This is a genomic window from Devosia sp. Root635, from assembly GCF_001427605.1.
Classification (GTDB): Bacteria; Pseudomonadota; Alphaproteobacteria; order Rhizobiales; family Devosiaceae; genus Devosia.
In genome coordinates, this window is record NZ_LMGZ01000022.1 from 282,224 (window position 1) to 308,847 (window position 26,624).

A 26,624-nucleotide genomic window follows, 5' to 3' on the forward strand; every position below is an offset into this window, starting at 1 on the left:
GTTATCGAGCCAGGGGAGACGAGAATGGCACAGCATCACGACCATCACGGAACCATGGTTCCGCAGGACACCAATTTCGACAATGCCGACCAGCCGGGCATTTCCCAGCCCTATACGCAGACCGAAATCGAGGAACTGCTGTATGGCGACGATCGGTCGGCCGAGGAGCGGCTGGCGCGGTTGCGGGAATTGCGCGACGAGAGCGCCATCCGTGAAAGCGGCGACTGGGGCGGCCAGGATCCCGCCGCCATGCTGGATGAACTCGACCGGGCCATAGACGAATTGAGCGCCACCATTGCCAATGGCGAGGACGGCGAGGCCTATGCCGGGCTGGCCACCAATTTCGACAATGATCCTTCCGACCGGCTGGACGCCCTGTCACCGGACGATGAGGACGCCCGCCAAGCCATCGAGGGCGACGAGGAGGACGACGATAGGCTTGAAGAAGAGCGCTGGGACGGCGGCGAGGAATTCAGGCCCGACAAGGACTTACACTAACACTAAATCTCGGTGCGCGCCTTGAGCGCCTGGCTGAGGGTGCCTTCGTCGAGATAATCAAGCTCGCCGCCGACGGGGACGCCGTGGGCGAGGCGGGTGACCTTGGCGCCCGAGCCGGCGAGGCGGTCGGTGATGTAATGCGCCGTGGTCTGGCCCTCGATGGTGGCGTTGACGGCCAGGACTATCTCCTTGAAATCGCCTGCTCTTTTCAGCAGGTCATCGATGGAGATGTCGTCGGGGCCGACGCCGTCGAGTGGCGACAGGACGCCGCCCAGGACGTGATAGCGGACGGCCCCGACGCCCGCCCGCTCCAGGGCCCAGAGGTCGGCGACGTCTTCGACCACGATCAGCATGCCGCTGTCGGCGCGGCGCGGGTCCGAGCAGATCGAGCAAGGGCTGATCGTATCGACATTGCCGCAAATTTCGCAGGTTCTGACGGCACTTACGGCCCGGTCGAGGGCAGCCGAGAGCGGGATCATGAGCTGATCCTTCTTCTTGATCAGTTGCAAGACGGCACGGCGGGCCGAGCGCGGACCGAGGCCCGGCAGGCGGGCCAGGAGTTGGATGAGCTGTTCGATTTCGGGGCCGCCGGAAGCCATTTTCGCGTTCACACCTTGCCCGAATTGGTTAGCAGACTGTTAGCATCGACGCGCCGGGACGCGTGAAAATCAGAACGGGAATTTCATGCCCGGCGGGATGGGCAGGCCGGCGGTGACTTCGGCCATTTTGCGCTGCATCTCGGCTTCACTCTTGGTCTTGGCATCGGCATGGGCGGCGACGATCAAATCTTCGAGCACTTCGACATCGTCTTCCTTGAAGAGCGACGGATCGATCTTGACGCCTTTCATGTCGCCCTTGCCGGAGAGCGAGACCACGACCATGCCGCCGCCCGAGCGCCCTTCGACCACGAGATCGGCAAGCTCGGCCTGCATGGCCTCCATCTTGCCCTTCATCTCGCCGGCGGCTTTCATCATACCCATGATGTCTTTCATTCGTCGTCCTCTTCAAGTGGGGGCGGAGGCAGATCGGGTTCAAGTGCAGTGGCGTCGTCGCGCACCGTCACATTGACCAGTTTAGCCCCGGGGAATGTATCGAGAATGGCCTTGACCAGCGGATCGTCATGCGCGGCGGCCTGGGCTGCCTGCTGGCGTTGCGCGGCTTCCTGGCGGACCGTCAGGCCCTCGGGCGGCTTGCTGGAGACATTGACCAGCCAGCGCTGGCCGGTCCAGAGCTGGAGCCGGGCCGAGAGGGTGGCGATCATGCCCGGATCGGCCCCGTCGGCCAGCGCCACTTCGATGCGGCCCTGCTCGAAAGAGATGGGGCGCATCTGGCTTTCGAGAGCCAGCTTGACCAGCACGTCACGCTTGGCGCCGGCCAGAGCAATCAGTTCCCTGTAGCTGGCGACGGTGGCCAGGGCCGCCTGCGGCTGGGGCGCGGCGGCCACGGCCTCGGTCACGACCGGGCGCGGCGCTTCGACACGCAGGGCAGAAGGGCCACCACCACCGGAGGGGCCGCGATTGACCGGGGCTGTCGGCGGCAGGCTGGGCGCCGGGGCCGGCTGATTGGCCAGACGGGCAATGAGATCGTCGGGGCTGGGGAGATCGGCAGCATAGGCCAGTCGGATCAGCGCCATTTCTGCGGCCTGCAGGCCATTGCTGGCGCGGGCCACCTCGTCATAGCCCTTGAACAGGATTTGCCAGGCGCGGGTGAGCGCGCGCATGGGCAGCCTGCCGGCCAGCTCGGCGCCACGGCGGCGTTCATCGGGGGTGAGCGAGACATCGTCGGCCGCAGCGGGCACGACCTTGATGCGGGTGACCAGATGGGTGAAATCGGCGAGGTCCGCGACGAGGGTCTGCGGATCGGCGCCCATGTCGTAGAGGGCGCGCATGGTCTCGATGGCCTCGCCAATGCGGCCGCCCAGCAATTGCTCGAACAGGTCGATGATGCGGGCACGATCGCCCAGGCCCAGCATGGCCTTGACGGTCGCGGCGGTGACCGTGCCGTTGCCATGGGAAATAGCCTGGTCGAGCAGGCTCAGATTGTCACGGGCCGAGCCTTCGCCGGCGCGGACGATCATCGCCAGGGCCTCGGGCTCAAAGCTGATGCCCTCCTGCCCCAGGATCGATTCCAGATAGGCGGTCATGATGTCGGGCGTGATGCGGCGCAGATCGAACCGCATGCAGCGGGAAAGGATCGTCACCGGCACCTTGCGGATTTCGGTGGTGGCGAAGATGAACTTCACATAGGGGGGCGGCTCTTCGAGGGTCTTGAGCAGGCCGTTGAAAGCCGCCGTCGAGAGCATGTGGACTTCGTCGATGACGTAGACCTTGTAGGGCGCCGAGGACGGCGCGTATTTCACCGAGTCGATGATCTCGCGGATATCGTTGATGCCGGTATTGGATGCGGCGTCCATTTCGATGACGTCGACATGGCGGCCCTCGATGATGGCGCGGCAATGGGTGCCCTCGACGCTGAGATCGAGCGTGGGATGGGGGCCGGAGGCGTCCTCGTAGTTGAAGGCGCGGGCCAGGATGCGGGCCGTGGTGGTCTTGCCGACGCCGCGCACGCCGGTCAGGATGAAGGCGTGGTGGATGCGGTTCTGCGCGAAGGCGTTGCCTAGCGTCTGCACCATGGCATCCTGGCCGACCAGCGTGGTGAAGTCGCGCGGCCGGTATTTGCGCGCAAGGACGAGATAGGGCGAGGTCGGTGCGTCAGCCATCGAGCCCTCCATCGCCTCGCATTGCCGGGAATCTGCCTTGGATCATGCTCCGACCATAGGGCAATGGCGCGCCGCCCGCAAAAGCCTCAAGCCGGTTTGCGAAACCAAACGCCATCTGTGAACAGATTAAGTAGGAGGCTGGCATCGACCCGTGAAGGTCTCGTTGGGGCTGCTTCCTTCCGGACCTGACCCGGTTGGCGAGGAACACGTCCGCGCCAACCTCCCGAGGGGCTATATGCGAAGAAAATGGGGCGAGCGCAAGGCCTCAGGGCGCGAACATCTCACCCAAGGTATCGAGCACGCGATGCAGGGTCGATGGATCAAGCCCGCCAAGCCGTCTCAGCAGACGACGCTTGTCGACTGCCCTTATTTGATCGAGCAGAACGAGACCCTCCACGCCCTGGAAGAGGGCCGGCACGCGGTAAACCGCTGGATGCCCCTTGGATGTCATCGCCGCGACGATGGTCGTGCGCAGGTAATCATGCATCTCAGGCGGTGAGATGACCACGGCAGGCCGCGTTTTCTGGATCTCACTGCCCACGGTGGGGTCATAGGCTACAAGCCAGACCTCGCCTCGCACTACCACTCCCAGGACTCATCGTCATCATTAGGGAATTCGGGCCATACCAGTCCATCATCCCCAACCTCGGCGAGCAGCCGCGAAGCCTCGGCCCATCCCTCGCGGACGGCGCTACGCACGGGTGCCAAGACAATGCGCCCATTTTCGACGCTAATATCGATCCGATCCCCCGCCTGCGCTCCGATTTCGGAGAGCATAGGCTTGGGAATGACGATACCGGCCGAGTTGCCAAACTTCTTGAGGGCGCTTTGCATGGCGGAACCATAGCACCAACAGGCATCCGTTACAACAATGTTACAACGGACACCGGCTGGCAGGAGGTCTGTGTTTTGCGACACCCCCTCATCCCCCTTCGGGCACGAGGGGAGAAGGGGAGCCGTGAGCGCCGAGGTTCTAGAGGTGTTTCAAGACGCGGGCCGGAACGCCAGCCGCCACGGTGTTTGCCGGAACGCTGCGGCTGACCACCGCGCCGGCGGCGATGACGGCGTTGTCGCCGATGGTGACGCCGGGAAGAATGGTCGCCGCGGCGCCGATCCAGACATTGTTGCCGATGATGATGGGTTTGGCGACGATGCCGTTGCGGCGCTCGGATGGCGAGACGGGGTGGCCGGCAGAGACGAGATTGACCTTGGGGCCGATCATCACATCGTCGCCGATGGCGATGCCGCCCATATCCATGAAGTGGCAGCCCTGGTTGATGAAGACGTTGTGGCCGATGGTGATGTTGAGCCCGCAATCGGTCGAGAAGGGCGGGATGACCATGAAACGGTCGCCGACCGGCTTGCCGATGAGTTCGGAGAAGGCGGTATGCAGGCCATCGAGATCGTCGAAGCCGATATCGCTGAGCCGCGCCGAGAGGCGAACGGCGCGCTGGACGTTTTCAAAGCGGGCACGGCCTTCGGCCGAGCGGGCGGGATTGGTCATTGATGGGGTTCCGGTGAGTCGAGGCGGATGATAGCGCGGCTGACGCCGGACGGGGAAAGTCTCCAGACTGGATGTCGGGGAAGCTGGGCGGCCATCGTCCTTGGCCAGAAGCAATCACCGGAGCCTTGCCATGACCGCCACCATTACCGCCTTTGCGACGTCACCCGACCGGGGCGCGGGACTCGCCCGCGACATGCGCCTGCGCTGGGCCTTCGAGGAGGTCGGCCAGCCCTATGATGTGCGGCTGGTTTCGTTTGCCGAGATGAAGCAGCCAGCCCATCGTGCGCTCAATCCGTTCGGACAAATCCCGACCTATGAGGAGGGCGGCCTGGCCCTGTTCGAGACCGGCAGCATCATCATCGAAATCGCCCGGAACCACCCGGGCCTGCTGCCCGACGATGCCAATACCAGGGCGCGCGCCATCACCTGGATGTTTGCTGCCGTGAGCACGGTGGAGCAGCCCATTGTCGAATATCAGAATGCCAAGCTGCTCGAGAGCGACAAGAGTTGGGCCGAGGCGCGCATGCCGGTGGTCAAGGACCGCATCCGCGAGCGCTTCAACGCCCTGTCCGCCTATCTCGGCGATGCCGAATGGATTGATGGCGATTTCAGCGCTGCCGACATCATGCTGGTGCATGTGATGCTGCGGGCGCGCAGCTCGGGTATCATCGAGGAATACGCCAATATCTCGGCCTACATTGCCCGCGCCCAGGCGCGGCCCGCCTACCAGCGGGCCTTTGCGGCGCAACTGGCAGTCTATGCGGCTCGGCCGACCGACTAGCCTGCCCGGCACCCCTGCGAAGGACAGGAAACTGCCTCCGAGATAGCGGCTATCCGCGAAAAGCTCATCGCTGCCGAACAACGCGGTGCGTCTTCGGTTTCGGCAGAAGCGTTGCTGTCGGAGATCAAGGCAGAGATGCGCCGACATGGCCAGCCATAGGCTCAACGATGCGGCCAGGGAGGATATTGGGCGCATCTACAGGCACGGTGTGGCCGAATATGGCGAGGACCGGGCTGATGCGTATTATCGCGCGCTGTTCAGGCGGCTCGAGCGCATAGCGGAACAGCCTTATCTCCGGTTGACCATATCCGCGATGGCTATCGCCGAAGCGTGTGCGGCGCGGATTCGATCTACTACCGCATCAGCGACGGCAGTGTTGAAATCATGCGGATCATCGGCCGCCAGGATTACGGCGACAACATTACTCAGCCATAGGCCACCCAGCCGCGGAAGCTGAAGGCGGCGTAGAACTGGCTGATGCCGGCAAAGCCAGCTTCGGCCAGCAATGCCTCTTCTTCGTCGGGTGACAGGATGGTCAGGCGCGTGCCGATGGCCTGGCGGGCGCTCTCCATCTGTTCGGCGGTCAAGCCCGCGGCGGCGCCAAAGGCGACGTGGCGGGCGATCCACAGGGAGCGGTCGGGCTCGGTTTGCGGGAAGCTGATATGGGCCATGACGAACGGCGCACCCGGCTTCAGGCGGCGGCGAAGCTGCCGGAGCGTTTCGAGGCGCTGCTCGCGCGGCACGAAATGCATGGTGAGGATGCAGGTGGCGGCGTCGAACGGCCCTTCGGGCGCCGCGTCGATATAGCCCTCGTGCAACTGCACGCGCGCGGCATGGGGAGCGACGGTCTGCCCCGCCAGTCGCAGCATCGGCGCGGATGGATCGACGCCGGCGAATGACCAATGCGGCTGGGCATCAGCCATGGCCTTGAGCTCCATGCCGCCCCCTGCCCCCAGAACCAGCACGCGGGCGTCGGACGACAGGCGTTCGGCCAGCAGCAGCGCGGTCATGCGCAGCAGGCCGGCATAGCCGGGCACCTGGCGTGGCGGGCCATCGAGATAAGATGCGGCGGCGGCTTCGTTGAAATGGGACATGCTGACACTCGCGGGTAAATGTAACTTATATTGTTACATGAATGACACCGTCAAGCGCGCCGCTGTAAACCATGAATCGATATCGGGCCGGACGGGCCACCCTTTGCCGCGTTAAGGTTTCGTCAACCATAAGCGGAGGCTGCCATGCGCGTTCCATCCATCGGCCTGACCCGTGACGAGCGCCGCATCGTGGCGGAAGGCTATCGGCTGGCCGAATATATGCTCCGCAACTATCACGACAAACCCAGCCTGGCGGCCACTGTGAAACAGTGGCTGGAGCGCGTGCGTGTGATGGTGCTGGCGCGCGACTGAGGGGTCACTGCCGCTCCGGTTCGTAGGCTTTTGGTGGGTGGACCAGGGTGACCAGCACCACCGAGATCAGCATTAGCAGATACCACGAACCCAGCTTGGCCCAGCTGACCAGGGCCCAGCCATCGGCCTGGTCGGGGTAAATCCAGGCGCGCGACCAGGTGCCGATATTCTCGGCGATCCAGATGAACAGGGCGACCAACAGGAAAGCCAGCAGCATGGGCATGCGATGGCGGAAGCGAAAGACGCGATAGTGCATGGCGCTGCGCAGGTAGAGCCCGATAACCACAGCAAAGAGCAGCCAGCGGAAATCGAAGATGAAATGGTGGCTGAAGAAATTGACATAGATGGCCACCGCCAGCAGCGCCGTCATCCAGACCGGCGGATAGCGGGTGAAGGTGATGTCGAAGATGCGCAGGATGCGGGCCATGTAGGAGCCGACGCAGGCATACATGAAGCCGGAAAACAGTGGCACGCCGCCGAGGCGGAAGATGGCGTCTTCGGGGTAAATCCATGAGCCGGCCGATGTCTTGAACAGCTCCATGCCGGTGCCGACGATATGGAAGATGAGAATGACCCTGGCTTCGCTCCATGTTTCAAGGCGGAAGGCCAGCATGGCAAGCTGGATCAGCAGGGCGGCGAGGAACCAGGCGTCGTAGCGGGCCAGGCCGATATCGGGCCACCATAGCCGGGTGACGAGGATCATGCCCAGCATCAGCCCGCCGAACAGGCAAGCCCAGGCCTGCTTGAGGCCGAAAACCAGGAACTCGACCAGACCATCGGCCAGCCGGCCACGCGGCAGGCGCGCCAGGACCGCATGCGCCGCGGCGTCGATCCGCGCTTCCAAACTCGTGAACCGGCTCAAGCCCCTCACCCTTGCTCACATCGCCCCGGCTGGATATGCCCTGTCGAAGGTTTCGGAATTAAGGCGGTATTTTGCATGACCAGACGACGTCCCACCTCGTTGCGCACCTCGGTCCAGGACGTCGCCGCCTCCAAGCGTGCGCCGCAGACGCCGCAGACGCAATCGGCCGCGTTCCGCCTGGCCTTTGCCGACGACGAGTTCATGACCTCGGAGGAAGTGCGCGGGGTGCGCTTCCAGCTCGAATATCTCAAGCCGGAGTTGCGGCTGCGCGAGCGGGGCATCAATTCGACGGTGGTACTGTTTGGCGGGGCGCGTATTCCGGCGCCGGGGCAGCCGGCCTGGGCGGCCAAGAACGAGGTGCAGAAGAAGAACCTGGAAGCCGCGTCGCGCTATTACGACGAGGCGCGGCGGTTTGCCCAGCTCGCCTCGTTCACCTCCAAGGCCATGGGCTTTTCGGACTATGTGGTGGTGACGGGCGGCGGGCCGGGGGTGATGGAAGCAGGCAATCGCGGGGCGGCCGATGTGGGGGCACCCTCGATCGGGCTCAATATCGTCTTGCCGCACGAGCAGGCGCCCAATCTCTACGTGACACCGGAGTTGAGCTTCAATTTCCACTATTTCGCCACCCGCAAAATCCACTTCCTGATGCGCGCCAAGGCGGTGGCGGTGTTCCCCGGCGGGTTCGGCACGCTAGACGAATTCTTCGAGACGCTGACGCTGATCCAGACCGGCCGCATGGACCGGGTGCCGCTGCTGCTGTTCGGCGCAGAATTCTGGAGCAAGGTCATCAATTTCGAGGCGCTGGCGGAAGCCGGCACGATCGCGCCGGATGACCCCAAGCTGTTCAACATCGTCGACACGGCCGAAGAGGGCTGGGACATCGTGCGGCAGTTCTACAATCTGCCGGAGATCGATGAGGTGTTGCGGGGGGATTGAGGAGATCGAGCATTTGCGAGGCTATGGACCGGGATTGCTGTCCAGCTATGCCTCGTAGTCGAAATCATCGTCGTCGGAAGGGCCCAACAACGGCCGGTTCACCGAGCTTGAGATTAACGCGATCTCAATCGCGTTCTTCTCGACGCGATAGTCATAGAAATAGCCGTTGCGGACAATCCTGCGCATTCCCGGAACAGGGGCCTTTTCGTCGGAGAACCCCGCTTCACCAAAGCTGGTGAGATCGCGCCTTACGGACTTCACTCTTTCCAGGAAGCGCTCTGCCGCCAACCGGCTATGCTGTCTAAGATAGGCCGCTTCCTGCCGCACATAGTCTGCAGCATTCCTGGAAAGCCGCACTTTCATCAAGCGGCATTTCCGCGGACGATCTGTTCCACCTGGGCGATAACGTCATCCATATCTTCGGACTCGCCGCTATCAAGCTGCTTGAGGCCGTCTGCGACGCTCAGAATCTCAGCGCCCTCTCCTGCCAGGTAGAGGCGCAGAGCGCGCACCACAACCCAGCTTCGGGTGCGATCCGAGGTTTCCGAGATTCGTTCAACTGCTGCCAGAACGTCATGCGGAAGTCGGATTGTGATTGGATCGGAAAGCTCCTGGCCGGCCATGACAATGCTCCACCTAGTGAGCATACAGCGTATTACAACGACGCAAAATGGCAAGCGATCCCTGCTAGCGACTCGCCCTACTTGCTCTCTGCCGCAGGATAGACGCCAAGCACCTTGAAATAGTCGGTGAAAAAGCCGAGTTCCTCGAAGGCGTGTTGGACGCCGATGTCGGAGGGGTGGCCCTCGATGTCGGCGTAGAACTGGGTGGCGGTGAAGGCGCCGCCGACCATGTAGCTCTCCAGCTTGGTCATATTGACGCCGTTGGTGGCGAAGCCCCCCATGGCCTTGTAGAGCGCGGCCGGCACGTTGCGCACGCGGAAGACGAAGGTGGTCTTGACCTTGCCCTGGTCGGGCGGGGCTTCTTGCGGGGTGGGCGAGAGCACCAGGAAGCGCGTGGTATTGTGGGTGGCGTCCTCGATATTGGCAGCCAGCACGGTGAGGCCGTAAATCTCGGCGGCGAAGCGGGAGGCGATGGCGGCGACGGACTTGTCGGCCTTCTGCGCAATTTCATGCGCGGAGCCGGCCGTGTCGGCGCCGGTGATGGTGCGTAGGCTGTGGCCGTTGATGAAATTGCGGCACTGGCCCAGGGCCACCGTATGCGATTGCACCGCCTTGATGTCCGCCAGCGACGCGCCGGGCACGCCGAGCAGGTTCAACTCGACGCGCAGGAAGGTCTCGCCGATGATGTTGAGACCGCTTTGGGGCAGCAGGTGGTGAATATCGGTGACGCGGCCATAGAGCGAATTCTCCACCGGGACGACCGCAAAATCGGCGCGGCCGGACTGCACAGCCGCAATGGTTTCCTCGAAGGTGACGCAGCCGATCGCTTCTTCGCCGGGGAAAATATTGGAGGCGGCGGCATGGCTGAAAGCGCCGGGCTCGCCCTGGAAAGCGATCTTCTTGGTCATCGAGGAAGTCCATCTCTGATAGGCGGAAGGCTTTTGAACCTCGGGACAGAAGGAGTCAATTGAACCGGGCGGAGCGGTCATTGCGGGAGAGCGGCGGGGAATTGTCGCAGCAGGGCTTTGGACGGTTGCGCACGCCCGGCCTTGCGACTATCTTCCGCGCGCGTCGGGCCGCTCCGTTGAGGCGATTTTTCCTTTGGGATAATCGAAAGTTGAGCCGGGTTCGACTATACGTCCACAGGGGATGGACCGGCAGAGAGACCAAATGGATTCGTTCGAGCTTAACAAGATCATGGGCGCCGTGCTGGGCACGCTGCTGTTCGTCATGGGCGCCGGCTTTGTCGCAGAAGCCATCTACCATCCCATCGAAGGGCGTGGCCCGGGCTATGCCCTGCCAGAGCCGGAAGCCGCCGCGCCTGGCGCCGTTGCGGAAGCCGCGCCGGAAGTGCCACTGGGCGTGCTGCTGGCCAGCGCCGACCCCACCAAGGGCGCCGCCGACGTCAAGAAGTGCCAGTCCTGCCACAACTTCGGCGAGGGCGAACCCAACAAGCAGGGCCCGCATCTCTATGGCGTGGTCGGCCGGCCGGAAGGCGGCGTCGAAGGCTTCGCCTATTCCGAGGGCATGCTGGCGCATAACGCTGCCGGCGATACCTGGACCTACGAGAATCTGAACGCCTTCCTGACCAAGCCGAGCGACTATGTGCCGGGCACGAAGATGACGTTCTCGGGTATTCGTACCGCCGAGGAGCGCGCCGACATCCTCGCCTACCTGCAGACGCTGTCGGGCTCGCCCGTACCGTTCCCGCCGGCCGAAGAAGCTGCGCCCGCCGCAGCCGATGGCGAAGCAGCGGCTCCGGCCGAAGGCGCCGAGACCGCGGCTCCTGCTGCCACGCCGGCCGATGCCCCTGCGGCAGCGCCCGCCGATGCCCCTGCGGCAGAGCCGGCAGCCGCGACGGAAACGCCGGAAACGACCGCGACGGAAACGCCGGTCGAAGGCACCCCGACCACCACCGCGCAGTAAGCCTGCCGGACGGAATCAATGAGAGCCGCGCCCGTAAGGCGCGGCTCTTTGCTTGAGGAGAAAGCCATGCTGCTGTTGCACCTGTCCGATGTCGACGAGGCGAACTGGGCCGAAAAGCTGCGGGCCGAGCTAAGCCCCTACCCCGTGGTGCGGCGCGGCGATGGGTTCGACCCGGCGGCGGTGCGCTATGTCTTCGCCTGGAAGCCGAAGCCGGAGGCCTTTGACGGGCTGACCGGGCTCAAGGCGGTGCTGTCGCTCGGCGCCGGGGTGGACGGGCTGCTGAAGCATCCGCGCCTGCCCGACGCGCCCATCGTGCGCTTCGTCGACGCTGATCTCAGCCAGCGCATGAGCGACTATGTGGTTGCCCATGTGACCATGCACCACCGGCTCTATACAAGATTCCGCGCCGACCAGCAGGCGCGGCGCTGGAGCCAGCTCTATCCTCCGGCCGCCTCGGAAACGACGGTCGGTATCATGGGCATGGGCGTATTGGGGCAGGACGCGGCCGCGCGCCTCAGGCCGCTGGGCTTCACACTGCGGAGCTGGAGCCGGACGCCGAAGGCGATCGAGGGCGTGGAGGGCTTTGCCGGCGCCGAAACGTTCGAGGCGTTTCTGGCGGGTACGGACATCCTGGTGAACCTGCTGCCGCTGACGCCGGAAACCACCGGCATCCTCAACTACGAAACGTTTGGCAAGCTGCGGCGGGACCGACTCGATGGCGGGCCTGCCATCGTCAACGCGGCGCGCGGCGGGCACCAGCGCGAGGCCGATATCGTCAAGGCCCTGGGCGATGGCACGCTGGGGGCGGCGAGCCTCGACGTATTCGAGACCGAGCCGCTGCCCACCAGCAGCCCGCTCTGGGATATCGAGAATTGCTATATTACGCCGCATATCGCGGCGATTTCTGACCCGGCAAGCGGTGTGCGCTATTTCTCGCAGATCATCCGCGACCATGAGGCCGGCGAGCCGCTGATCAATGTGGTGGACCGGCAGCGGGGGTATTGAAGCCACCTGCATCTGGGTTCCACCGCCCCTCGCCCCTCCCCGAGGGAGCGAGGCCCACTCAGAGCTCCAGCGCCCAGTATTGGCCGTTGAGGTCGGTGCCGAAGGAATGGTGCCTGTCTTCGTGGACCAGTTCGAAGCCGGCGCCCTGGTAGATGCGGCGGGCGGAGACCAGGCAGTCCTGGGTCCAGAGGATGACCCGCTTGTACCCCGAGGCGCGGGAGAAGCGGACGGCTTCATCGACCAGGCGCTTGCCGATGCCACGACCGCGGAAGGCGGGCTCGGTATAGAGCATGCGCAATTGCGCGGTGCCGGATTCTTCGGCCGGGATGATGAAGACGGAGCCGGCGACCTGCCCATCCTGCTCGGCGATCCACAAGGATTTGGGCAGACTGGCGGGGGCGGCTTCGTATTCGGCATAGATGCGGGTGATCAGCGTCTCGAAGTCGCCGTTCCAGCCCTGTTCGAGGTGATAGAGCAGCCCCTGGCGGTGGATGAGCCAGCCGATATCGCCAATGCGATGCGGGCGGAGGAGCAATTGGGTATCGTCCGGCTCGCCCAGCAGCGTCTCGATGCGGCGCATGGCGCCGACAAGGTCGCGGCGACCGAATTCGTCCAACGGCTCCAACAGGCCATTGGCAACGGCGGCATCGCTCATTTCATTGAAACGCCGATAGACCGCGTCGCCTTCGGCGGTCAGGGCCAGGGGAACCATGCGCCGGTCCCCGGCGCGCGGCAGCACGGCGACCACGCCTTGATCCACCAGCTTCAGGACCAGCCGGCTCATCTGGCCGCGATCCATTTCCAGGCCCTCGGCGATGATGGCCGAACTGGCATGGCCGCGCTTGCCCAGCTCATAGATCACCCGGGCTTCCGCCAGGGTGTAGGGGCTCTGGTGCATACCCTCTTCGAGCAGGCCGATGACTTTGGTGTAGAATCGATTGAAGGCGCGGACCTGCGCGATCTCGGCGGGATTGACGGACATGGTCCGACTCCGGACGGTTGACTATTGACATAGTCAACCAATTAGTTGTCAAAGTCAACTATGCTGGATAGCGTTGCTTGAGCACGCCGTAGACGGCGCGAATGCCCTGGTCGGTGCCGCCCTGGCTGCGGCCGGGGCGCGCTTCGGGGGCCCAGCCATAGATGTCGAGATGCACCCAGGCGCCGGCATTGGCAACGAAGCGGCGCAGGAACAGCGCGGCGGTGACCGAGCCGGCGAAGCCGCCGCTGGCGGCGTTGTTCACATCGGCGATTTTGGAGCTCATCATGGCGTCATAGGGCGACCAGAGCGGCATCTGCCACAGCGGATCGTCGGCGGCGGCGCCGGTATCCATGAGGGCGCGGGCCAGCACATCATCGGTGCTGTAGAGCGGAGGCAGGTCCGGCCCCAGCGCGACGCGGGCGGCGCCGGTGAGGGTCGCCATGTCGAGCAGCAGCTCGGGCTTTTCCTCATCGGCCAGCGCCAGGGCATCGGCCAGGATGAGGCGGCCTTCGGCATCGGTATTGCCGATTTCGACGGTGAGGCCCTTGCGGGATTTGAGCACGTCGCCGGGCCGGAAAGAGGCGCCGGCAATGGCGTTTTCGACCACGGGGATGAGCACGCGCAGGCGGAGGCGCAGCTTTGCCGAGACGATGGCATGGGCCAGGCCCAGCACATTGGCGGCGCCGCCCATATCCTTCTTCATGATCAGCATGCCGGAGGCCGGCTTGATATCGAGACCGCCTGTATCGAAGGTTACGCCCTTGCCGACCAGCGTCACCTTGGGATCGCCCGCCTGGCCCCAGGTGAGGTCGATCAGGCGCGGCGCCTGGGCGCTGGCACGGCCGACGGCATGGATCATGGGGAAATTGGCCTTGAGCAGGTCGTCGCCCGACGTAACCTTGATCTTCATCGTGCGGGCCTTGGCGAAGGCCCGGATCTCCGCCTCGAAGGCATCGGGGCCGAGGTCGTTGGCTGGGGTGTTGATCAGGTCGCGCGCCAGGGTGGCGGCCTCGACGAGGTGGGTGACTTCGGCGGGGCCGGGATCGGCGAGGGTCGGGGCGGGCTTGCTTTGGCGATAGCGATCGAAGCGATAGGCGCCGAGACGGAAGCCGAGAGCGGCGAGCGCTGGATCGGCCACCGCGCCTTCGAGGCGATAGGCGCCGGATGCGAGCGCGGCGCCGGCAAGGCCGGTGACCAAAGCCGGGCGGGAGGCGGCCTCGCCCATGCCGAAGAGCCAGCCATCGAGGGCCCCACCCTGCCCCGGCAGCGGCAGCAGGCGCCCGCCCTGGCCGGAGAAGGCATTGGCCGCGGCCCAGGCGGCGTGTGCCGCAGACAGATTGGCGGCGGCGAGGTTGCCCTCTTCGACGCAGATCAGCGGGAGGACAGGGGCTTTGGGCATGATGGACTCCGGGGTATTGCGTTGTTGTAGCGGGGTGGGAGAGTCGCGGCAACGCGGGGTGGCGCATATGGGCTGGCACGACCTCCCCCACGCCCACCGCGCGGCTCCTCCCCACTCGGGTAGCGCTTGCGCGCTCCCGAGCGCAGGCCCTTGACGGGGGAGGTTGGGAGCCCGGATATCGGGGGCTAAACATCCCCGACCCTTCGTCCAGCCATTCGGGCACAGTCCTCATGGCCTTGTTCACTCAAATCGCTCCACTGGAGCGATTTGACCCTTCGGGTCGCTCCAAGCCCCGCAAGGGCGAGGGAGTCGACTGAAGCATTTGTGTGCCCAGGCGATACACGCAACACGAACCTCCTTAACTGCCTGTTAGGGTTAATGATTTATTGCAGGGGCATGTTGTCGTGGAACCGCCTCGCAAGACCCCTGCGCATGCTGCTGCTGGCCGGTGTGGCCGCGGTGGCGATCGGTGCCTGTGCGTCCAATCGCGGCAGCATGCCCTCGCCCGACTATTCGGGCATACCAGCCGGACAGAGCCAGCAGGGATTGGCCGAGCTGACCGCCCGCTACAAATCCAATCCCAAGGACAAGGGCATCGCCATACACTATGCAGCCGCCCTGCGCGCGGTGGGACAGAGCCAACAGGCCGTGTCGGTGCTGGAAATCAGCATCGGCTATCACCCGCAGGATGTCGATATCGCGGTGGCCTATGCCAAGGCACTGACGGCCGATGGCCGGTTCGACCAGTCACTGCAGGTGCTCGACAATGTCATCCGCCCCGAGGCGCCGGACTGGAACGCGCTGCTGGTCAAGGGCGCGACGCTCGACCAGGTCGGCCGCAACCAGGAAGCGCGGGCGATCTATGCCCAAGCATTGGTGTTCGCGCCCGGCGAGGCCTCGATCGAAGCCAATATGGGCCTCAGCTACGCCATGACCAATGAATTGCCCGCTGCCGAGCAGCATTTGCGCCGGGCGGTGCAGATGCGTGGTGCCACCAGCCAGATCCGGCAGAACCTGGCGCTGATCGTGGGGCTGCAGGGGCGGTTCGAGGAATGCCGGGCGATCTACGCCGCCGAATTGCCGCCGGCACAGGTCGAGAGCAACATGGCCTATGTGCGGGCGCTGCTGACCCAGCAGAACCGCTGGGACATGATCGAGCAGGGCTGACCGGCCCAAAGCGGCACGAGCCGGGAGCGCGGCTTAACGCGCGGTTAAGATTCAGCGGGCAGACTCGGCGCCATGGCAGACAAGATCACCCGCTTCAACCTGCATGAATATTCCATCTCCGCGCAGATGGAGTATCGCAAGGCACGCCGGGCCGAAGCGCGTGAGATCATGGAGCGCAATACGCAGTTCGCCAACAGCTTCGCCTCGATCAGCGCCAACCGGGCCATAGGCGAAGGCGACATCTTTTCTCGCATCGCCATGGAGCGCATGGCCGGCCAGCGGGTCTCCAAGAAGGCCTGAACTCAGCCGCCGCCACCCATCACGCCGGCCACCGGACCGCCGAAGACCTTGATCATGGCCGGGGCCATGATGACGATGAACAGCACCGGCAGGAAAAACAGAATCAGCGGCACCGTGAGCTTGGGCGGCAGCGAGGCGGCCTTCTTCTCGGCTTCCATCATGCGGCCCTCACGGCCCTCCTCGGCCATGACGCGCAAGGCCTGGCCGACGGAGGTGCCGTAGCGGTCGGCCTGGATCAGCGCGGTCATCACCGACTTGACGCCGTCGAGCCCGGTGCGGCGACCCAGATTGTCATAGGCACGGCCCCGGTCTTCGAGGAAGGCCAGCTCGGCCGTGGTGAGGGTGAGTTCCTCGGCCAGCTCGACGCTCTGGGCGCCGATTTCCTTGGCGACGCGCTTGAAGGCGTGTTCCATCGACATGCCCGCCTCGACGCAGAGCAGCATCAGATCGAGGCAATCGGGCCAGGCTTTCTTGATCGAGGCCTGGCGCTTGGTCGTGGTATTCTTGAGCAGCAGGCTGGGCAGGTAAACGCCGAGCAGGCCGGCGCCTATGGCATAGGCCAGGTTGAGATAGAGCGGGCGCTCGCCCGGCGACAGCACCAGCACATAGAGGGCCGCCACGGCAAAGACGACCAGGGGCGTGGCGAACCGCATGAAGAGGAAGGTGGTCAGGTGGCCCTGCCCGCGAAACCCGGCCATGGCCAGCTTGTCGACCGTGGCATCGTCCTGGAACGCCTTCTTGAGATCGAAGCGCTCCACCACATTCTTCATATAGGTCCGCGTTTCGGCGCTGCGCCGGATGCCGCGACCCTCGGTGGCCGCCACGCCGCCGCGCAGCCGCGCCATTTCTTCGGCCCGCATCTTCTCGCGTTCCAGCGCCACGCGCTTGATACGGTCGCGCATTTCGGACTTGACGATGAAGCTGGAGCCGAAGGTGAAGACCACGGCTGCCGCGGAAACGGCCGCCAGCACCGAGATGAGGAATTCCCGCTGGGTCAGAAGCTCGACGAAATTCATGGGTGGCGCTCCCGGTCAGTAGTCGAACTGGATCATGCGATTCATGATGAAAATGCCCAATGCCAGCATGGCGACGCCCACGCCCAGCCAGACATGGCCCAGGGAGGTGGTGAACAAGGGCGCCAGGTAGGTGGGCGACACGATGCTGACCAGAATGCCGACGACGAAAGGCAGCGAGCCGATGATGCCGGCGGAGGCCTTGGCTTCGGAGGACATGGCCTTGATCTTCTGCTTCATCTTCTTGCGGTTGCGCAGCACCTTGGCCAGGTTCCCCAGCGCTTCGCTGAGATTGCCGCCGGCCTGCTGCTGCACGGTGATGACGACGACGAAGAAATTGACCTCGGGCAGCGGCACGCGATCGAGCAGCACGGTCACCGCCTCGGTCATCGACATGCCGAAAGCCTGCTGGTCGAGCACGCGGCCGAATTCGGATTTCACCGGCTCCTTGGCATCCTTGGCCACGACACGGATGGAGTCGTTGAGCGGCAAGCCGGTCTTGACGCCGCGCACCACGGCCTCGACGGCGTTGGGCAGTTCGTCGAGGAACCTGTCCTGGTATTTCTTGCGCTTGCGGCCGACCCACCAGCGCGGCAGCAGATAGCCCGCCGCCACGGCGAAGACCGGCGCCAGGAAGATCGGCACCTGCGCCAGGATGAGAATGACCAGCACCGCGGCGCCGAAAATGACCGAGTTGCGGATGAAGACCGCCGGCTTGATGGTCATGCCAGCCTGGAACAGCAGTTGCGGCAGCTTCACGCGCTTCCTGGCATTGAGCGCATCGGTCTGCGACTTCAATGCCTGCTGCACGGACTTGCGCCGGTCGTCGCGGGTGCGGGCGGCGCTGGCTTCGAGGCGGTTGACGCGCATATCGCCCTGCAGCGCCTTGCGGCGCTTGTCGGCCCGGCTGCCGCCCAGCGCCGAGGGCACGAGGGCAAACCCCGCCGCACCGACGGTGATCATGGCCAAAACGACGAGCAGGAGAGTGGTCATCACGAATCCAGCAGTTGGCGCTGTTCGATATTGGATTTTTCGAGCGCTTCGACGAGGTTGGCTTCCTCGTTGAAGTAGCGGGCGCGCTCGGCGAATTGCGGCTTGGTGATGCCGGTAGAGCGGTGCTTGCCGACCAGCATGCCGTTCGCGTCCTCGCCGACGATGTCGTAGAGGAAAATGTCCTGCGTCACGATCACGTCGCCTTCCATGCCGAGAATTTCGGTGATGTGGGTGATGCGGCGCGAACCATCGCGCAGGCGGGCGGCCTGCACCACCACGTCGATGGACGAGGTGATCATCTCGCGGATGGTGCGGCTAGGCAGGGCGTAGCCGCCCATGGTGATCATGGATTCAAGGCGGGAGAGGGCTTCGCGCGGGCTGTTGGCGTGCAGCGTGCCCATGGAGCCGTCATGGCCGGTATTCATGGCCTGGAGCAGGTCGAAACTCTCGGGGCCGCGGACTTCGCCGACGATGATGCGTTCGGGACGCATGCGTAGGCAGTTCTTGATGAGGTCGCGCATGGTGATCTCGCCCTCGCCTTCCAGATTGGGCGGGCGGGTTTCGAGACGCACCACATGGGGCTGCTGGAGCTGGAGTTCGGCCGAGTCCTCGCAGGTGATGACGCGCTCGTCCTTCTCGATGAAGGCGGTGAGGCAGTTGAGCAGAGTGGTCTTGCCCGAGCCGGTACCGCCCGAGATCAGTACATTGGCGCGGACGCGGCCCAGGATGCGCAGCACCTCGGCCCCTTCGGGCGAGATGGAGTTGTATTTGACCAGCTGCTGGAGGGTCAGCTTGTCCTTCTTGAACTTGCGGATGGTGAGCGCGGCGCCATCGATGGCCAGCGGCGGGGCGATGACGTTGACGCGGGAGCCATCGGGCAGGCGGGCGTCGCAGATGGGCGAGCTTTCATCGACGCGGCGGCCGACCTGGCTGACGATGCGCTGGCAGACATTCATCAGGTGGGCGTCGTCGCGGAAGCGCACATTGGTCAGGCGCACCTTGCCGGCGACTTCGATGTAACAGCGCTGGGAGCCGTTGACCATGATGTCGGCGATGTCGTCGCGCGCCAGCAGCGGTTCGAGCGGGCCATAGCCCAGCACGTCGTTGCAGATGTCCTCGAGCAGGTCTTCCTGCTCGGAAATGGACATGATGATGGACTTGAGCGCGATGATCTCGGCGACGATGTCGCGGATTTCCTCGCGCGCCGCATCCTGGTCCATGGTGGCGAGCTGGCTGAGATCGATGGAGTCGATCAGCGCATTGAAGATGGCCGACTTGGTGTGGAAATATTCCTTGTCGCGCGCGGCGTCGGCGGGAGCGCGAACATCGACCACCTCATCGCCACCGCGCATGCGGGCGGCCATGGCGTCGGTATCGGCAGCGCGGCGTGCCGGCGCGGGCGCGGCCGGCGCGTCAGCTCGCGGCGCCATGCTGGGAACCGGACGCTGGACTTCACCGACGCCCGGAGTATTGCCGCCAAAGGATGTGCGCTTGCCAAACATGGTCGTCCTACCGTTGTGGAGAGCCTAGGGTGACCGCTCTCAGGCCCGCTTCTTGAGGAACGAGGGCAACTTCATCAGGTTCGATGACCTGCCCCCGGCATGTGTCGCCTGGCGCCCCGTCACGTGCATGCTGACGGCGCGGTAGATGTCGTTGATCTTGTTGTTGGCGGCCACTTCGGCAATCATCTGGCCGTTATTCGCCGCCGTGCCGAAGAGTGCCGCGTCGAACGGCACCTGGCCGATGAGCTGGCATTCCACCGAAGCGGCGAATTCGGCGGGGTTGATCTCGGGCCGGCGCGGCATGCCCACCTTGTTGAGCACCAGGCAGGGCGCGCTTTCGGTCGGCCGCAGGGCGCGGACGGTATCGGCGATGTTCTTGGCATTGCGCAGGTTGGCCAGATCGGGCTCGGCCACGATCACCACCTCATCGATGGTGGCCAGCGTCTGGCGCACCCAGGCATTCCAGGCATGGGGAATATCGAGCACCACGATGGGCATGGTGTTCTGGCAGAGTTCGAGAATCTGCTCGAATTCGCGCTCCTCGAAATCATAGGTGCGATCGAGCGTCACCGGCGCGGTCAGCAGGTTGATGTGGTTGGCCGCCTTGCTCATCAGGCGGTCCAGCATGGTCTGGTCGACCTTCTGGTTGGCCAGGAGCGCATCGGCCAGGCCGTGGGGCGGATCCTGGTTGAAGTTGAGGCCGGCAGTGCCGAAAGCCAGGTCCATATCGAGGATCAGGCTATCCTGCCGCAAGGCGGTGGCGATGGCCCAGGCGACGTTGTGGGCGACGGTGGAGCCACCGGCACCACCCTTGGCCGAAACGAAACCCACGGTGCGCCCGATGGGGGCGGCATTCTCGGAGGCGAAGAGATCGGTGATGGCGCCGACGATCTGCTGGGCGGTGGCCGGCAGCACGATATATTCCGATATCCCCGAGCGGATCAGCTCGCGATAGAGCAGCACGTCGTTGACATGGCCCAGCACCACGACGCGGGTCGAGGCATCGCAGACCTCGGCCAGACGTTCGAGGGCGCCCGGAATCTCGTCGGGCATGAGGTTGGTCTCGACGATGATCAGGTTGGGCGTGGGGTTGGACTTGTAGGTCTCCACCGCGCCATCGATGCCGCCATTATGGGTGGTCAGGGCGACCTTGGACATGCGCCGGTCGTGAATGGCGCTTTCCACCAGTTGGGCGGTCTGGGAATGCTCGCAGAAGGCCTGGATGGTGATGCGCGGAATGAGGCGCGCGCCCGAGGCGATGTCGGCGGCGGGTTCTTCGACCTTCTTGGGCTCGGAAGACAGGAAACTCATGAAACCAAAACTCCTTGACGCCAGGGCTCAGTCGAGGACGAAGCCGACCGAACCACTGAAACCGCCGCGCATTTCGCCACTATTGCCGACCCCATACATGGTCTCCAGCTTGCCGAGGAAAATGGACTCGGCGTCGCTGGCCACCACCGAACGGTCGGTCGGCACGGGAATGGAATTGGCCGGGCTGGGTCCGACCAGATAGGGGGTAACCAGGATGACCAGTTCGGTCTGCTGGGTCCGGAAGTCGCGCGAGCGGAACAGCGCGCCCAGGATCGGGATATTACCCAGGCCAGGCAGTTGGCTGATGTCCTGGGTGGTCCGTTCGTCGATCAGACCGCCGATGGCCAGGGTCGAGCCGGTCGGCAGCTCGACCGTGGTTTTGACGTCGCGCCGCGACAGGGCAAAGGTGCCGGTCTGGACTTCGGAAACACCGGTATCCACAACCAGCCCGATAGTGCCGTTCGCCTTGACGGTCGGGGTGAATTTCAGCTCGACGCCATAGGGCTTGTAGGTGACGGTGGTGCCGCCATTGCCGTCGGAAGTTTCGATGGGGAACTCGCCGCCGACGAGGAACTCGGCGGGTTCACCCGACATGGCCGTCAGCGTCGGCTGCGCCAGCAGGCGGAGGGCCCCGCGCGTTTCGAGGGCGCGGATGGCCGCGTCGATCTGCAGGTTGCCGGCGCCGTAGCCGCCGCTGATGCCATTGGGCAGGGCGGTCTGCGTGCTGTTGAAGCCGAGATTGAGGGCGCCCAGCGTGACGGTGCCAGAAAGGTTGATGCCGAGCTGCTTGGCCACGTCGCGCCTGATCTCGGACACTGTAACCTGCAGCATGACCTGCTGGGCACCGGCGACATCGAGAATATTGGCGACGTTGTCCGCACCGCCGGCAAACTGGGTGGCGACGGCCGTGGCGCGTTCACGATCTTCGCCCGACAGCACATTGCCTGTCAGCACGACGCGGTTGGTGCCGCCACCCAAAGTCACCGATTCAACGTGAATATTGGAACCGGGGAGAATGCGGGCCAGGGCCATCTGCAGGGCATTGCCGACCTGGGAGGGCTCCTCGATCACCTGTACGTCCAGCACGGCAATGGTGCGTCCCTGGTCGTCGAGGAAGAAGATGTTGGTATCGCCGCCGGTTATGCCCTGGATGAGGGCGCGGGTGCGGGTCCGCATGATCGCAGCGGCCACGCCGGGCTGGGAGACGATCACCTCGGCGGCGCCGGCGGGCAGATCGACCAGGGCGGTCTTGTTGATCTCGACCTCGAACTTGCGCGTGGCGCCGTAGGCCGCCGCGGAGATGGTGACGTGGGTTTCGTCGGCCATCGCGGCCGGAATGAGCGGCAGGGCCAGGCCGATAGCCAGTGCCGAGACGGCGAAAAGACCGGCGGTCCGGCGGCTGAGCGTGGTGAACTGGTTGATCATGATCATCTCCGCCCTATTCGGGCACCACCTGGGGCTGGATGGACTCGGGGGACTGAGCCGCATCGCCGGACGTGTCGGGTTGAGGGTAGAGGTCGGGCGTCATCGGCACGGATTGCTGGCCAACCAGGGTCGGATTGGTGCCCGCCAGGATCGATTGCGTCTTGCCGAAGCGGACCAGGCGCACTGTCTGGTTGGAACTGGGGCTTTCGGCGACCGTGGTATTGTCGAAATCGACCACCGAACGCAGGGTCAGCGTCAACTGACCCAGGGTCGCGGCGTTGATCAGCGTTTCGGCCTGGGCCGGATCGAGCTCCAGGGTGGCGATGGTGGAATTTGCGAAGGTGGTGGGCGTGGGCGTGGGGTTCGCCGGGTCTTCCTGGCCGCCGCTGGCGCCCATCTCACCCAGGCGGGCGCCGATGGCCAGCACACGCACATTGGCGAGGATGACTTCGGATTGCTGGCCGGCCGCGGTCTGACGCGTCAGCACCACATCGACATGATCGTTGGGCACGACGAAGCCGCCGGCGCTCGACACGGCGGCAACGCCGACCGACACGCCGCGCATGCCCTCGGTGAGCACCGCCGACAGGTAACCCTGGGCGTTCTGGACCAGCTTGGCCTGGCGGATCGGTTCGCCGGGGAAGAATTCGAAGCGCGCCACGGCGCCGGTCAGCTCGGTGGGCGCTTCGGGCATGGCGGAAATGGTCACGTATTCCGGGCGCACCGCCCCTTCGGGCCAGTCCTGCCATTCGAGCGTGGCCGGGCTCAGCCGCTCACCGACGCCGATGGGCGCCTTGGCGACGAGAATCTGCGTCCTGGCCTCCTGGACCAGTTCGGTCTGGACGATCTGCTGGGGCGCCGGACTGCCGCCGCGGGTAACGAGAAATGCCGCCAGGCCACCGGCGACAAGCGCCACGACCAACAAGATGATACGCGCCGGCTTCATGACTCACTCCGGTTGTACGCGGGCGCAATCGGCCCAATTCCACCGGGGAACCTTGAACGCAAAGGGTCAAAGTTTGGTTAATCGGAGCTTTGCGGATGCGGTTAACAATATGTAAATTTTAGCTTTTTGCCTTGGCCGCGAACCGCAGGCAGTAGATTTCCGTCGGCTACTTGGCCAGCACGCAGTGTTACTGCCCGACATCTTGACCACGATGCCATGCCGGTGAAGGCTTGAAGATATGTCTGGCCGCGTGGATTCCGGCTTGCGCCGGAATGACGCCGTGGGTGTGAATGACCCCGTGGACGTGCGGCGGCGTGAGCGATCAGGCGGTGAGGCGCTCGAAGATCGTCGAATTGGTGTAGGTCAGCATGCCGGCCAGGGCCAGGGCGATACCATAGGGCACGCCCTGCTTGGGGTCGTGCAGACGGTTCAACCAGCCCAGCCAGGGCCTGCCGACAAACACCGTATCCAGCGGCAGGCGCCGCAAGGCGAGAATGGCCAGCGTCAGGACGCCACCCAAAAGAGCGGCGTAAACAAGATAGGCGACCAGGGTGAAATCTCCCGATGGCCCGACAAAGCCGAGCCAGAGTGAGGTCGTGGCCGCGAGCTTGGCGTCGCCGCCGCCGATCCAACGCAAGGCGAAGAGGCCGAAAGCCACCATCAGCACGACGAAGGCACACAGGACATTCATGGCGAATTGCTGCAGCGGCATTTCGACAATCAGCGCCGTGACCACAAAGCCGATCGCCAGGAGCAGCACCAGCTTGTTGGAAATGCGCATGGTGAGCAGGTCGGACGATGCGGCGAGGGCCATGCCGAGCGGAAAGAGCAGCATCGCTACGGTTGACATGGTTCAGATCCCTGGCTGGTGGCGCGAAACCCGCGTCCTCCAGAGTGCCAAACCGCCGTTAAGAAAGCCCAAATGAAAAGGGAGGAGCGCAGGCGCTCCTCCCTTTGATCCGGTTGTGCGTCAGTATCAGGTGGTGCCGCCATCAGTGGTGGTGCCGCCGGGCACGGTCACGTTGAGCTGGCCGGCGATACCGTTGAACAGGGTACCCAGGTTGGTACCGAGGGCAGAGGCGGCAAGGATGATGCCGACGGAGATCAGAGCGGCGATAAGGCCGTATTCAATTGCGGTCGCGCCGGACTCGTCCTTGGCGAAACGTGCGAAGATGTTCATTCCCAGGCTCCATTTTTACGTCATCTAGAGACGTCATCGTTCGACACGTCACACATCGAACACCGCCAGACGCTAGTTGGGAGTCCTTGAAATTGCGTTAATTGACGGATGCAGCCATTCGCACTTCCTCTACCGATTTGCTATATTAATCAAAGTGTTAATATATCTCGTCGCATTTTACGGAGCCCCACCGGAGCGGCCTATATTGCGCAAATTTCCCTAGGTATTGCGGCCAATTGGGTGAATAGCCAATTGTACCTGGTTCTACTGCATTGCCGGGCAGACTGACTTGGATGAACTGGAGCGGGCACTGTTGACAGGCGTTTGCCAAATATAAACCATTCGCACCGAAAATGGCAGCATCGAGTACCAGTACGCCGGAACCGTCCCATGCGCCCCATGCTTGCCGCCGCCTTCGCAATCAGCCTGTCGCTGGCATCGGCCCTTGTTCCGGCGCCAGCCATGGCGAGTGACGGCGCGCCGATCAACGTCAATGTCAACATGGCGCGCATCCTGCGCATCAATGCCGCCGCCGCCACGGTCATCATCGGCAATCCCGGCATCGCCGACGTGACCATCCAGGATCCGCAGACGTTGATCCTGACCGGCAAGAGCTATGGCCAGACCAACCTGATCGTGCTCGACAATGCCGGCAATCCGATCGCCGACACGCTGATCGAGGTGGTGCAGATGCAGGCCGGCGTGGTGACCGTCTACCAGGGGCAGGCGCGCACGAGCCTGGCCTGTGCGCCAGTCTGCCAGTCGGTGGTCATGATGGGCGACGACACGAACTTCTCGTCGCAGGCCATCGCCTCCTCGCAACTGGTCCAGCAGCTCGCCAACTGAGATTCATGACTCGTTAACCGTGGCGGCAGTTGTGGCGGCGCCAGGGGTCGCTCCTAACCATCTTTTATCCATGCGCCGCTAGGTTTGCCGGATCGCGCAAACCGGGCTGGACCATGAGCCGACGTCTTGCATCGCGGATCGGACGAGCCCTGCTGCCCCGGCGGCGGCGTGGATTCCTGCGCGACGAGCGGGGCGTGACCGCGGTGGAATTCGGACTGCTCGCCGTGCCCTTCTTTTCGATCATCGGCGCGATCCTCGAAACCTCGGTCGTATTCCTGTCGGGGCAAATCCTCGACAGCGCCGTGCAGGATGTCAGCCGGCTGATCCGCACCGGACAGGCCCAGCAGGCCAGCATGACCCCGGCCCAGTTCAAGCAGAACGTCTGCGACCGGCTCTTCGGCCTGTTCGCCGATTGCGATGGCCTGCATGTCGAAGTGCAGGTGGTCAACAATTTCAATGCGGCGAGCATGACCCCGCCGGTCAACTGGAACTGCGAAGCGGGCGAGGACGGCTGCGATGCGTGGACGCGCCCCGAGGCCTTCACCCCCGGACAGGGGTCGAGCATCGTGACCGTGCAGGTCTATTACCGGTGGCCGGTGATCCTGCCGCTGGGCGGCCTGGGCATGGGGAACCTGCCGGACGGCAACCGCCTGATGGGGGCGGCCACCGTATTCCGCAACGAGCCCTTCACATGAGAGCGACCTGGCAGCGATTGCTGGCCCGCTTGCGGCAGTTGCGCAGCCTCGAAGACGGGGTGGCGGCGGTGGAGTTCGCGCTGATCCTGCCGTTCATGCTGCTGGTCTATATCGGCTCGGTCGAGGCCAGCGCGGCGATCGCCATGGATCGCAGGGTGCAGTCGGTTGCCGGCACGCTGGGCGACCTGGTCGCACGCTCCGATACCACGATCACCACGGCGGCGCTGACCGACTATTTTCAGGCGGCCAGCGGGATCATGACGCCCTATCCGTCCGACCCCTTGCGCCAGGTGGTGTCGCAGGTGCGGGTGCGTCCGGACGGCACGACGAGTGTCGAGTGGTCATGGCAATTTGCCAATGACGCTTTGACCGCGGGCCCGCATGAGGCCGGTTCGGCCTTCGACCTGCCGGTGGCGATGAGAAACGTGGCGCGCGACGATGCCAAGGATACATTCGTGATCGTTGCCGAGGGCACCTATAGCCATACCCCGCTCTATGGTTTCGTCCTCAACCAGCCGATCAATCTCTATCGCGAGAATTTCCTGATGCCCCGGTTCGGTGGCAGCATCACCGTCAACTAAAGCGCGACCGGCTTGCGTGGCCCA

Annotated in this window: 32 protein-coding genes and 1 other RNA gene; 11 read left to right on the forward strand and 22 right to left on the reverse strand. The window is 64.3% G+C overall.

Annotated elements, in window-relative coordinates; all coding sequences use genetic code 11:
• Window positions 1–24: 24 nt before the first annotated feature.
• On the forward strand, window positions 25–498 hold the full coding sequence (locus ASD80_RS16470) for a hypothetical protein (RefSeq protein ID WP_156460509.1): 474 nt from the start codon (window positions 25–27) through the stop codon (window positions 496–498).
• 2 nt (window positions 499–500) lie between these two features.
• Here the strand turns inward: ASD80_RS16470 and recR are convergent, their stop codons facing one another.
• The 7 genes from recR to ASD80_RS16500 form a co-directional block, all read right to left on the reverse strand.
• Window positions 501–1,097, reverse strand: coding sequence for a recombination mediator RecR (gene recR / locus ASD80_RS16475; RefSeq protein WP_056235220.1), 597 nt, complete (start codon window positions 1,095–1,097; stop codon window positions 501–503).
• Window positions 1,098–1,166: 69 nt separating this feature from the next.
• Window positions 1,167–1,490 (reverse strand): YbaB/EbfC family nucleoid-associated protein, encoded by a 324-nt coding sequence (locus ASD80_RS16480; protein WP_056235222.1) that lies wholly within the window; start codon window positions 1,488–1,490, stop codon window positions 1,167–1,169.
• On the reverse strand, window positions 1,487–3,229 hold the full coding sequence (locus ASD80_RS16485; protein ID WP_082555372.1) for a DNA polymerase III subunit gamma/tau: 1,743 nt from the start codon (window positions 3,227–3,229) through the stop codon (window positions 1,487–1,489). Before ASD80_RS16485 ends, ASD80_RS16480 begins: the two co-directional genes overlap by 4 nt.
• 117 nt (window positions 3,230–3,346) lie before the next feature.
• Window positions 3,347–3,442, reverse strand: an RNA gene (ffs, locus tag ASD80_RS18620) — signal recognition particle sRNA small type.
• A 40-nt stretch (window positions 3,443–3,482) separates the two neighbouring features.
• Complete coding sequence (locus ASD80_RS16490) at window positions 3,483–3,803, reverse strand: type II toxin-antitoxin system PemK/MazF family toxin (protein ID WP_056235227.1); 321 nt, start codon at window positions 3,801–3,803, stop codon at window positions 3,483–3,485.
• On the reverse strand, window positions 3,797–4,051 hold the full coding sequence (locus ASD80_RS16495; RefSeq protein ID WP_056235230.1) for an AbrB/MazE/SpoVT family DNA-binding domain-containing protein: 255 nt from the start codon (window positions 4,049–4,051) through the stop codon (window positions 3,797–3,799). Before ASD80_RS16495 ends, ASD80_RS16490 begins: the two co-directional genes overlap by 7 nt.
• A 139-nt stretch (window positions 4,052–4,190) precedes the next feature.
• Window positions 4,191–4,721: a sugar O-acetyltransferase gene (locus ASD80_RS16500; protein ID WP_056235233.1), complete on the reverse strand. Its 531-nt coding sequence runs from the start codon at window positions 4,719–4,721 to the stop codon at window positions 4,191–4,193.
• 130 nt (window positions 4,722–4,851) lie between these two features.
• Between ASD80_RS16500 and ASD80_RS16505 the strand changes: the two genes are divergently transcribed.
• A complete protein-coding gene (locus ASD80_RS16505; protein WP_056235236.1) occupies window positions 4,852–5,502 on the forward strand; it encodes a glutathione S-transferase family protein in 651 nt (216 codons plus the stop codon).
• 425 nt (window positions 5,503–5,927) lie between these two features.
• On the opposite strand, the gene ASD80_RS16510 is transcribed toward ASD80_RS16505, so the two are convergent.
• Window positions 5,928–6,596, reverse strand: coding sequence for a class I SAM-dependent methyltransferase (locus ASD80_RS16510; protein WP_056235239.1), 669 nt, complete (start codon window positions 6,594–6,596; stop codon window positions 5,928–5,930).
• A 144-nt stretch (window positions 6,597–6,740) separates the two neighbouring features.
• Here ASD80_RS16510 and ASD80_RS18855 point away from each other — a divergent pair, with 144 nt between their 5' ends.
• Entirely contained in the window at window positions 6,741–6,908 is a 168-nt protein-coding gene (locus ASD80_RS18855; RefSeq protein ID WP_156460510.1) for a hypothetical protein, read from the forward strand.
• Window positions 6,909–6,912: 4 nt separating this feature from the next.
• Here ASD80_RS18855 and ASD80_RS16515 read toward each other — a convergent pair whose 3' ends face one another.
• A complete protein-coding gene (locus ASD80_RS16515) occupies window positions 6,913–7,770 on the reverse strand; it encodes a DUF817 domain-containing protein (RefSeq protein WP_056235242.1) in 858 nt (285 codons plus the stop codon).
• A gap of 75 nt (window positions 7,771–7,845) precedes the next feature.
• On the opposite strand from ASD80_RS16515, the gene ASD80_RS16520 reads away from it, so the two are divergent.
• Window positions 7,846–8,706: an LOG family protein gene (locus ASD80_RS16520; protein ID WP_056235245.1), complete on the forward strand. Its 861-nt coding sequence runs from the start codon at window positions 7,846–7,848 to the stop codon at window positions 8,704–8,706.
• A gap of 45 nt (window positions 8,707–8,751) precedes the next feature.
• Here the strand turns inward: ASD80_RS16520 and ASD80_RS16525 are convergent, their stop codons facing one another.
• From ASD80_RS16525 to ASD80_RS16535, 3 genes are all read right to left on the reverse strand, one after another.
• On the reverse strand, window positions 8,752–9,069 hold the full coding sequence (locus ASD80_RS16525) for a type II toxin-antitoxin system RelE/ParE family toxin (RefSeq protein ID WP_056235248.1): 318 nt from the start codon (window positions 9,067–9,069) through the stop codon (window positions 8,752–8,754).
• Complete coding sequence (locus ASD80_RS16530) at window positions 9,069–9,329, reverse strand: CopG family ribbon-helix-helix protein (protein WP_056235439.1); 261 nt, start codon at window positions 9,327–9,329, stop codon at window positions 9,069–9,071. The genes ASD80_RS16525 and ASD80_RS16530 overlap by 1 nt, the downstream gene beginning before the upstream one ends.
• Before the next feature lie 77 nt (window positions 9,330–9,406).
• Window positions 9,407–10,237 carry a prephenate dehydratase gene (locus ASD80_RS16535; RefSeq protein ID WP_056235249.1) on the reverse strand — a complete coding sequence of 277 codons (831 nt, stop codon included), beginning with the start codon at window positions 10,235–10,237 and terminating at the stop codon, window positions 9,407–9,409.
• 262 nt (window positions 10,238–10,499) lie between these two features.
• Here ASD80_RS16535 and ASD80_RS16540 point away from each other — a divergent pair, with 262 nt between their 5' ends.
• Complete coding sequence (locus ASD80_RS16540) at window positions 10,500–11,255, forward strand: c-type cytochrome (RefSeq protein WP_082555373.1); 756 nt, start codon at window positions 10,500–10,502, stop codon at window positions 11,253–11,255.
• Between the two features lie 66 nt (window positions 11,256–11,321).
• Window positions 11,322–12,260: a 2-hydroxyacid dehydrogenase gene (locus ASD80_RS16545; protein ID WP_056235252.1), complete on the forward strand. Its 939-nt coding sequence runs from the start codon at window positions 11,322–11,324 to the stop codon at window positions 12,258–12,260.
• Between the two features lie 58 nt (window positions 12,261–12,318).
• Here the strand turns inward: ASD80_RS16545 and ASD80_RS16550 are convergent, their stop codons facing one another.
• Together ASD80_RS16550 and ASD80_RS16555 are read right to left on the reverse strand one after the other, a co-directional pair.
• Window positions 12,319–13,242: a helix-turn-helix domain-containing GNAT family N-acetyltransferase gene (locus ASD80_RS16550; RefSeq protein WP_056235255.1), complete on the reverse strand. Its 924-nt coding sequence runs from the start codon at window positions 13,240–13,242 to the stop codon at window positions 12,319–12,321.
• A gap of 58 nt (window positions 13,243–13,300) precedes the next feature.
• Window positions 13,301–14,641 carry a leucyl aminopeptidase family protein gene (locus ASD80_RS16555; protein ID WP_056235258.1) on the reverse strand — a complete coding sequence of 447 codons (1,341 nt, stop codon included), beginning with the start codon at window positions 14,639–14,641 and terminating at the stop codon, window positions 13,301–13,303.
• A gap of 432 nt (window positions 14,642–15,073) precedes the next feature.
• On the opposite strand from ASD80_RS16555, the gene ASD80_RS16560 reads away from it, so the two are divergent.
• Window positions 15,074–15,808, forward strand: a complete 735-nt coding sequence (locus ASD80_RS16560) for a tetratricopeptide repeat protein (RefSeq protein WP_056235262.1) — start codon at window positions 15,074–15,076, stop codon at window positions 15,806–15,808.
• A gap of 72 nt (window positions 15,809–15,880) precedes the next feature.
• On the forward strand, window positions 15,881–16,108 hold the full coding sequence (locus ASD80_RS16565; RefSeq protein ID WP_056235265.1) for a hypothetical protein: 228 nt from the start codon (window positions 15,881–15,883) through the stop codon (window positions 16,106–16,108).
• Window positions 16,109–16,110: 2 nt separating this feature from the next.
• Here ASD80_RS16565 and ASD80_RS16570 read toward each other — a convergent pair whose 3' ends face one another.
• From ASD80_RS16570 to ASD80_RS16605, 8 genes are all read right to left on the reverse strand, one after another.
• A complete protein-coding gene (locus tag ASD80_RS16570) occupies window positions 16,111–17,124 on the reverse strand; it encodes a type II secretion system F family protein (protein ID WP_056235267.1) in 1,014 nt (337 codons plus the stop codon).
• A gap of 15 nt (window positions 17,125–17,139) precedes the next feature.
• Window positions 17,140–18,114 carry a type II secretion system F family protein gene (locus ASD80_RS16575; protein ID WP_056235279.1) on the reverse strand — a complete coding sequence of 325 codons (975 nt, stop codon included), beginning with the start codon at window positions 18,112–18,114 and terminating at the stop codon, window positions 17,140–17,142.
• Complete coding sequence (locus ASD80_RS16580; RefSeq protein WP_056235282.1) at window positions 18,114–19,616, reverse strand: CpaF family protein; 1,503 nt, start codon at window positions 19,614–19,616, stop codon at window positions 18,114–18,116. The genes ASD80_RS16575 and ASD80_RS16580 overlap by 1 nt, the downstream gene beginning before the upstream one ends.
• Before the next feature lie 39 nt (window positions 19,617–19,655).
• Window positions 19,656–20,927 (reverse strand): AAA family ATPase, encoded by a 1,272-nt coding sequence (locus ASD80_RS16585; RefSeq protein WP_056235285.1) that lies wholly within the window; start codon window positions 20,925–20,927, stop codon window positions 19,656–19,658.
• A gap of 27 nt (window positions 20,928–20,954) precedes the next feature.
• A complete protein-coding gene (locus ASD80_RS16590; protein WP_162247385.1) occupies window positions 20,955–22,352 on the reverse strand; it encodes a type II and III secretion system protein family protein in 1,398 nt (465 codons plus the stop codon).
• A 13-nt stretch (window positions 22,353–22,365) separates the two neighbouring features.
• The gene (gene cpaB, locus ASD80_RS16595; RefSeq protein ID WP_056235290.1) at window positions 22,366–23,298 is read right to left on the reverse strand and encodes a Flp pilus assembly protein CpaB; all 933 of its coding nucleotides are present in this window, start codon (window positions 23,296–23,298) and stop codon (window positions 22,366–22,368) included.
• Window positions 23,299–23,620: 322 nt separating this feature from the next.
• Window positions 23,621–24,148, reverse strand: coding sequence for a prepilin peptidase (locus ASD80_RS16600; protein WP_082555376.1), 528 nt, complete (start codon window positions 24,146–24,148; stop codon window positions 23,621–23,623).
• Window positions 24,149–24,274: 126 nt separating this feature from the next.
• Window positions 24,275–24,478 carry a Flp family type IVb pilin gene (locus ASD80_RS16605; RefSeq protein WP_056235295.1) on the reverse strand — a complete coding sequence of 68 codons (204 nt, stop codon included), beginning with the start codon at window positions 24,476–24,478 and terminating at the stop codon, window positions 24,275–24,277.
• 390 nt (window positions 24,479–24,868) lie between these two features.
• Here ASD80_RS16605 and ASD80_RS16610 point away from each other — a divergent pair, with 390 nt between their 5' ends.
• From ASD80_RS16610 to ASD80_RS16620, 3 genes are all read left to right on the forward strand, one after another.
• Window positions 24,869–25,324: a pilus assembly protein N-terminal domain-containing protein gene (locus ASD80_RS16610; RefSeq protein ID WP_056235297.1), complete on the forward strand. Its 456-nt coding sequence runs from the start codon at window positions 24,869–24,871 to the stop codon at window positions 25,322–25,324.
• Window positions 25,325–25,437: 113 nt separating this feature from the next.
• Window positions 25,438–26,019, forward strand: coding sequence for a TadE/TadG family type IV pilus assembly protein (locus tag ASD80_RS16615; RefSeq protein ID WP_082555377.1), 582 nt, complete (start codon window positions 25,438–25,440; stop codon window positions 26,017–26,019).
• Window positions 26,016–26,600 (forward strand): TadE/TadG family type IV pilus assembly protein, encoded by a 585-nt coding sequence (locus ASD80_RS16620; RefSeq protein ID WP_082555378.1) that lies wholly within the window; start codon window positions 26,016–26,018, stop codon window positions 26,598–26,600. Before ASD80_RS16615 ends, ASD80_RS16620 begins: the two co-directional genes overlap by 4 nt.
• Window positions 26,601–26,624 lie beyond the last annotated feature (24 nt).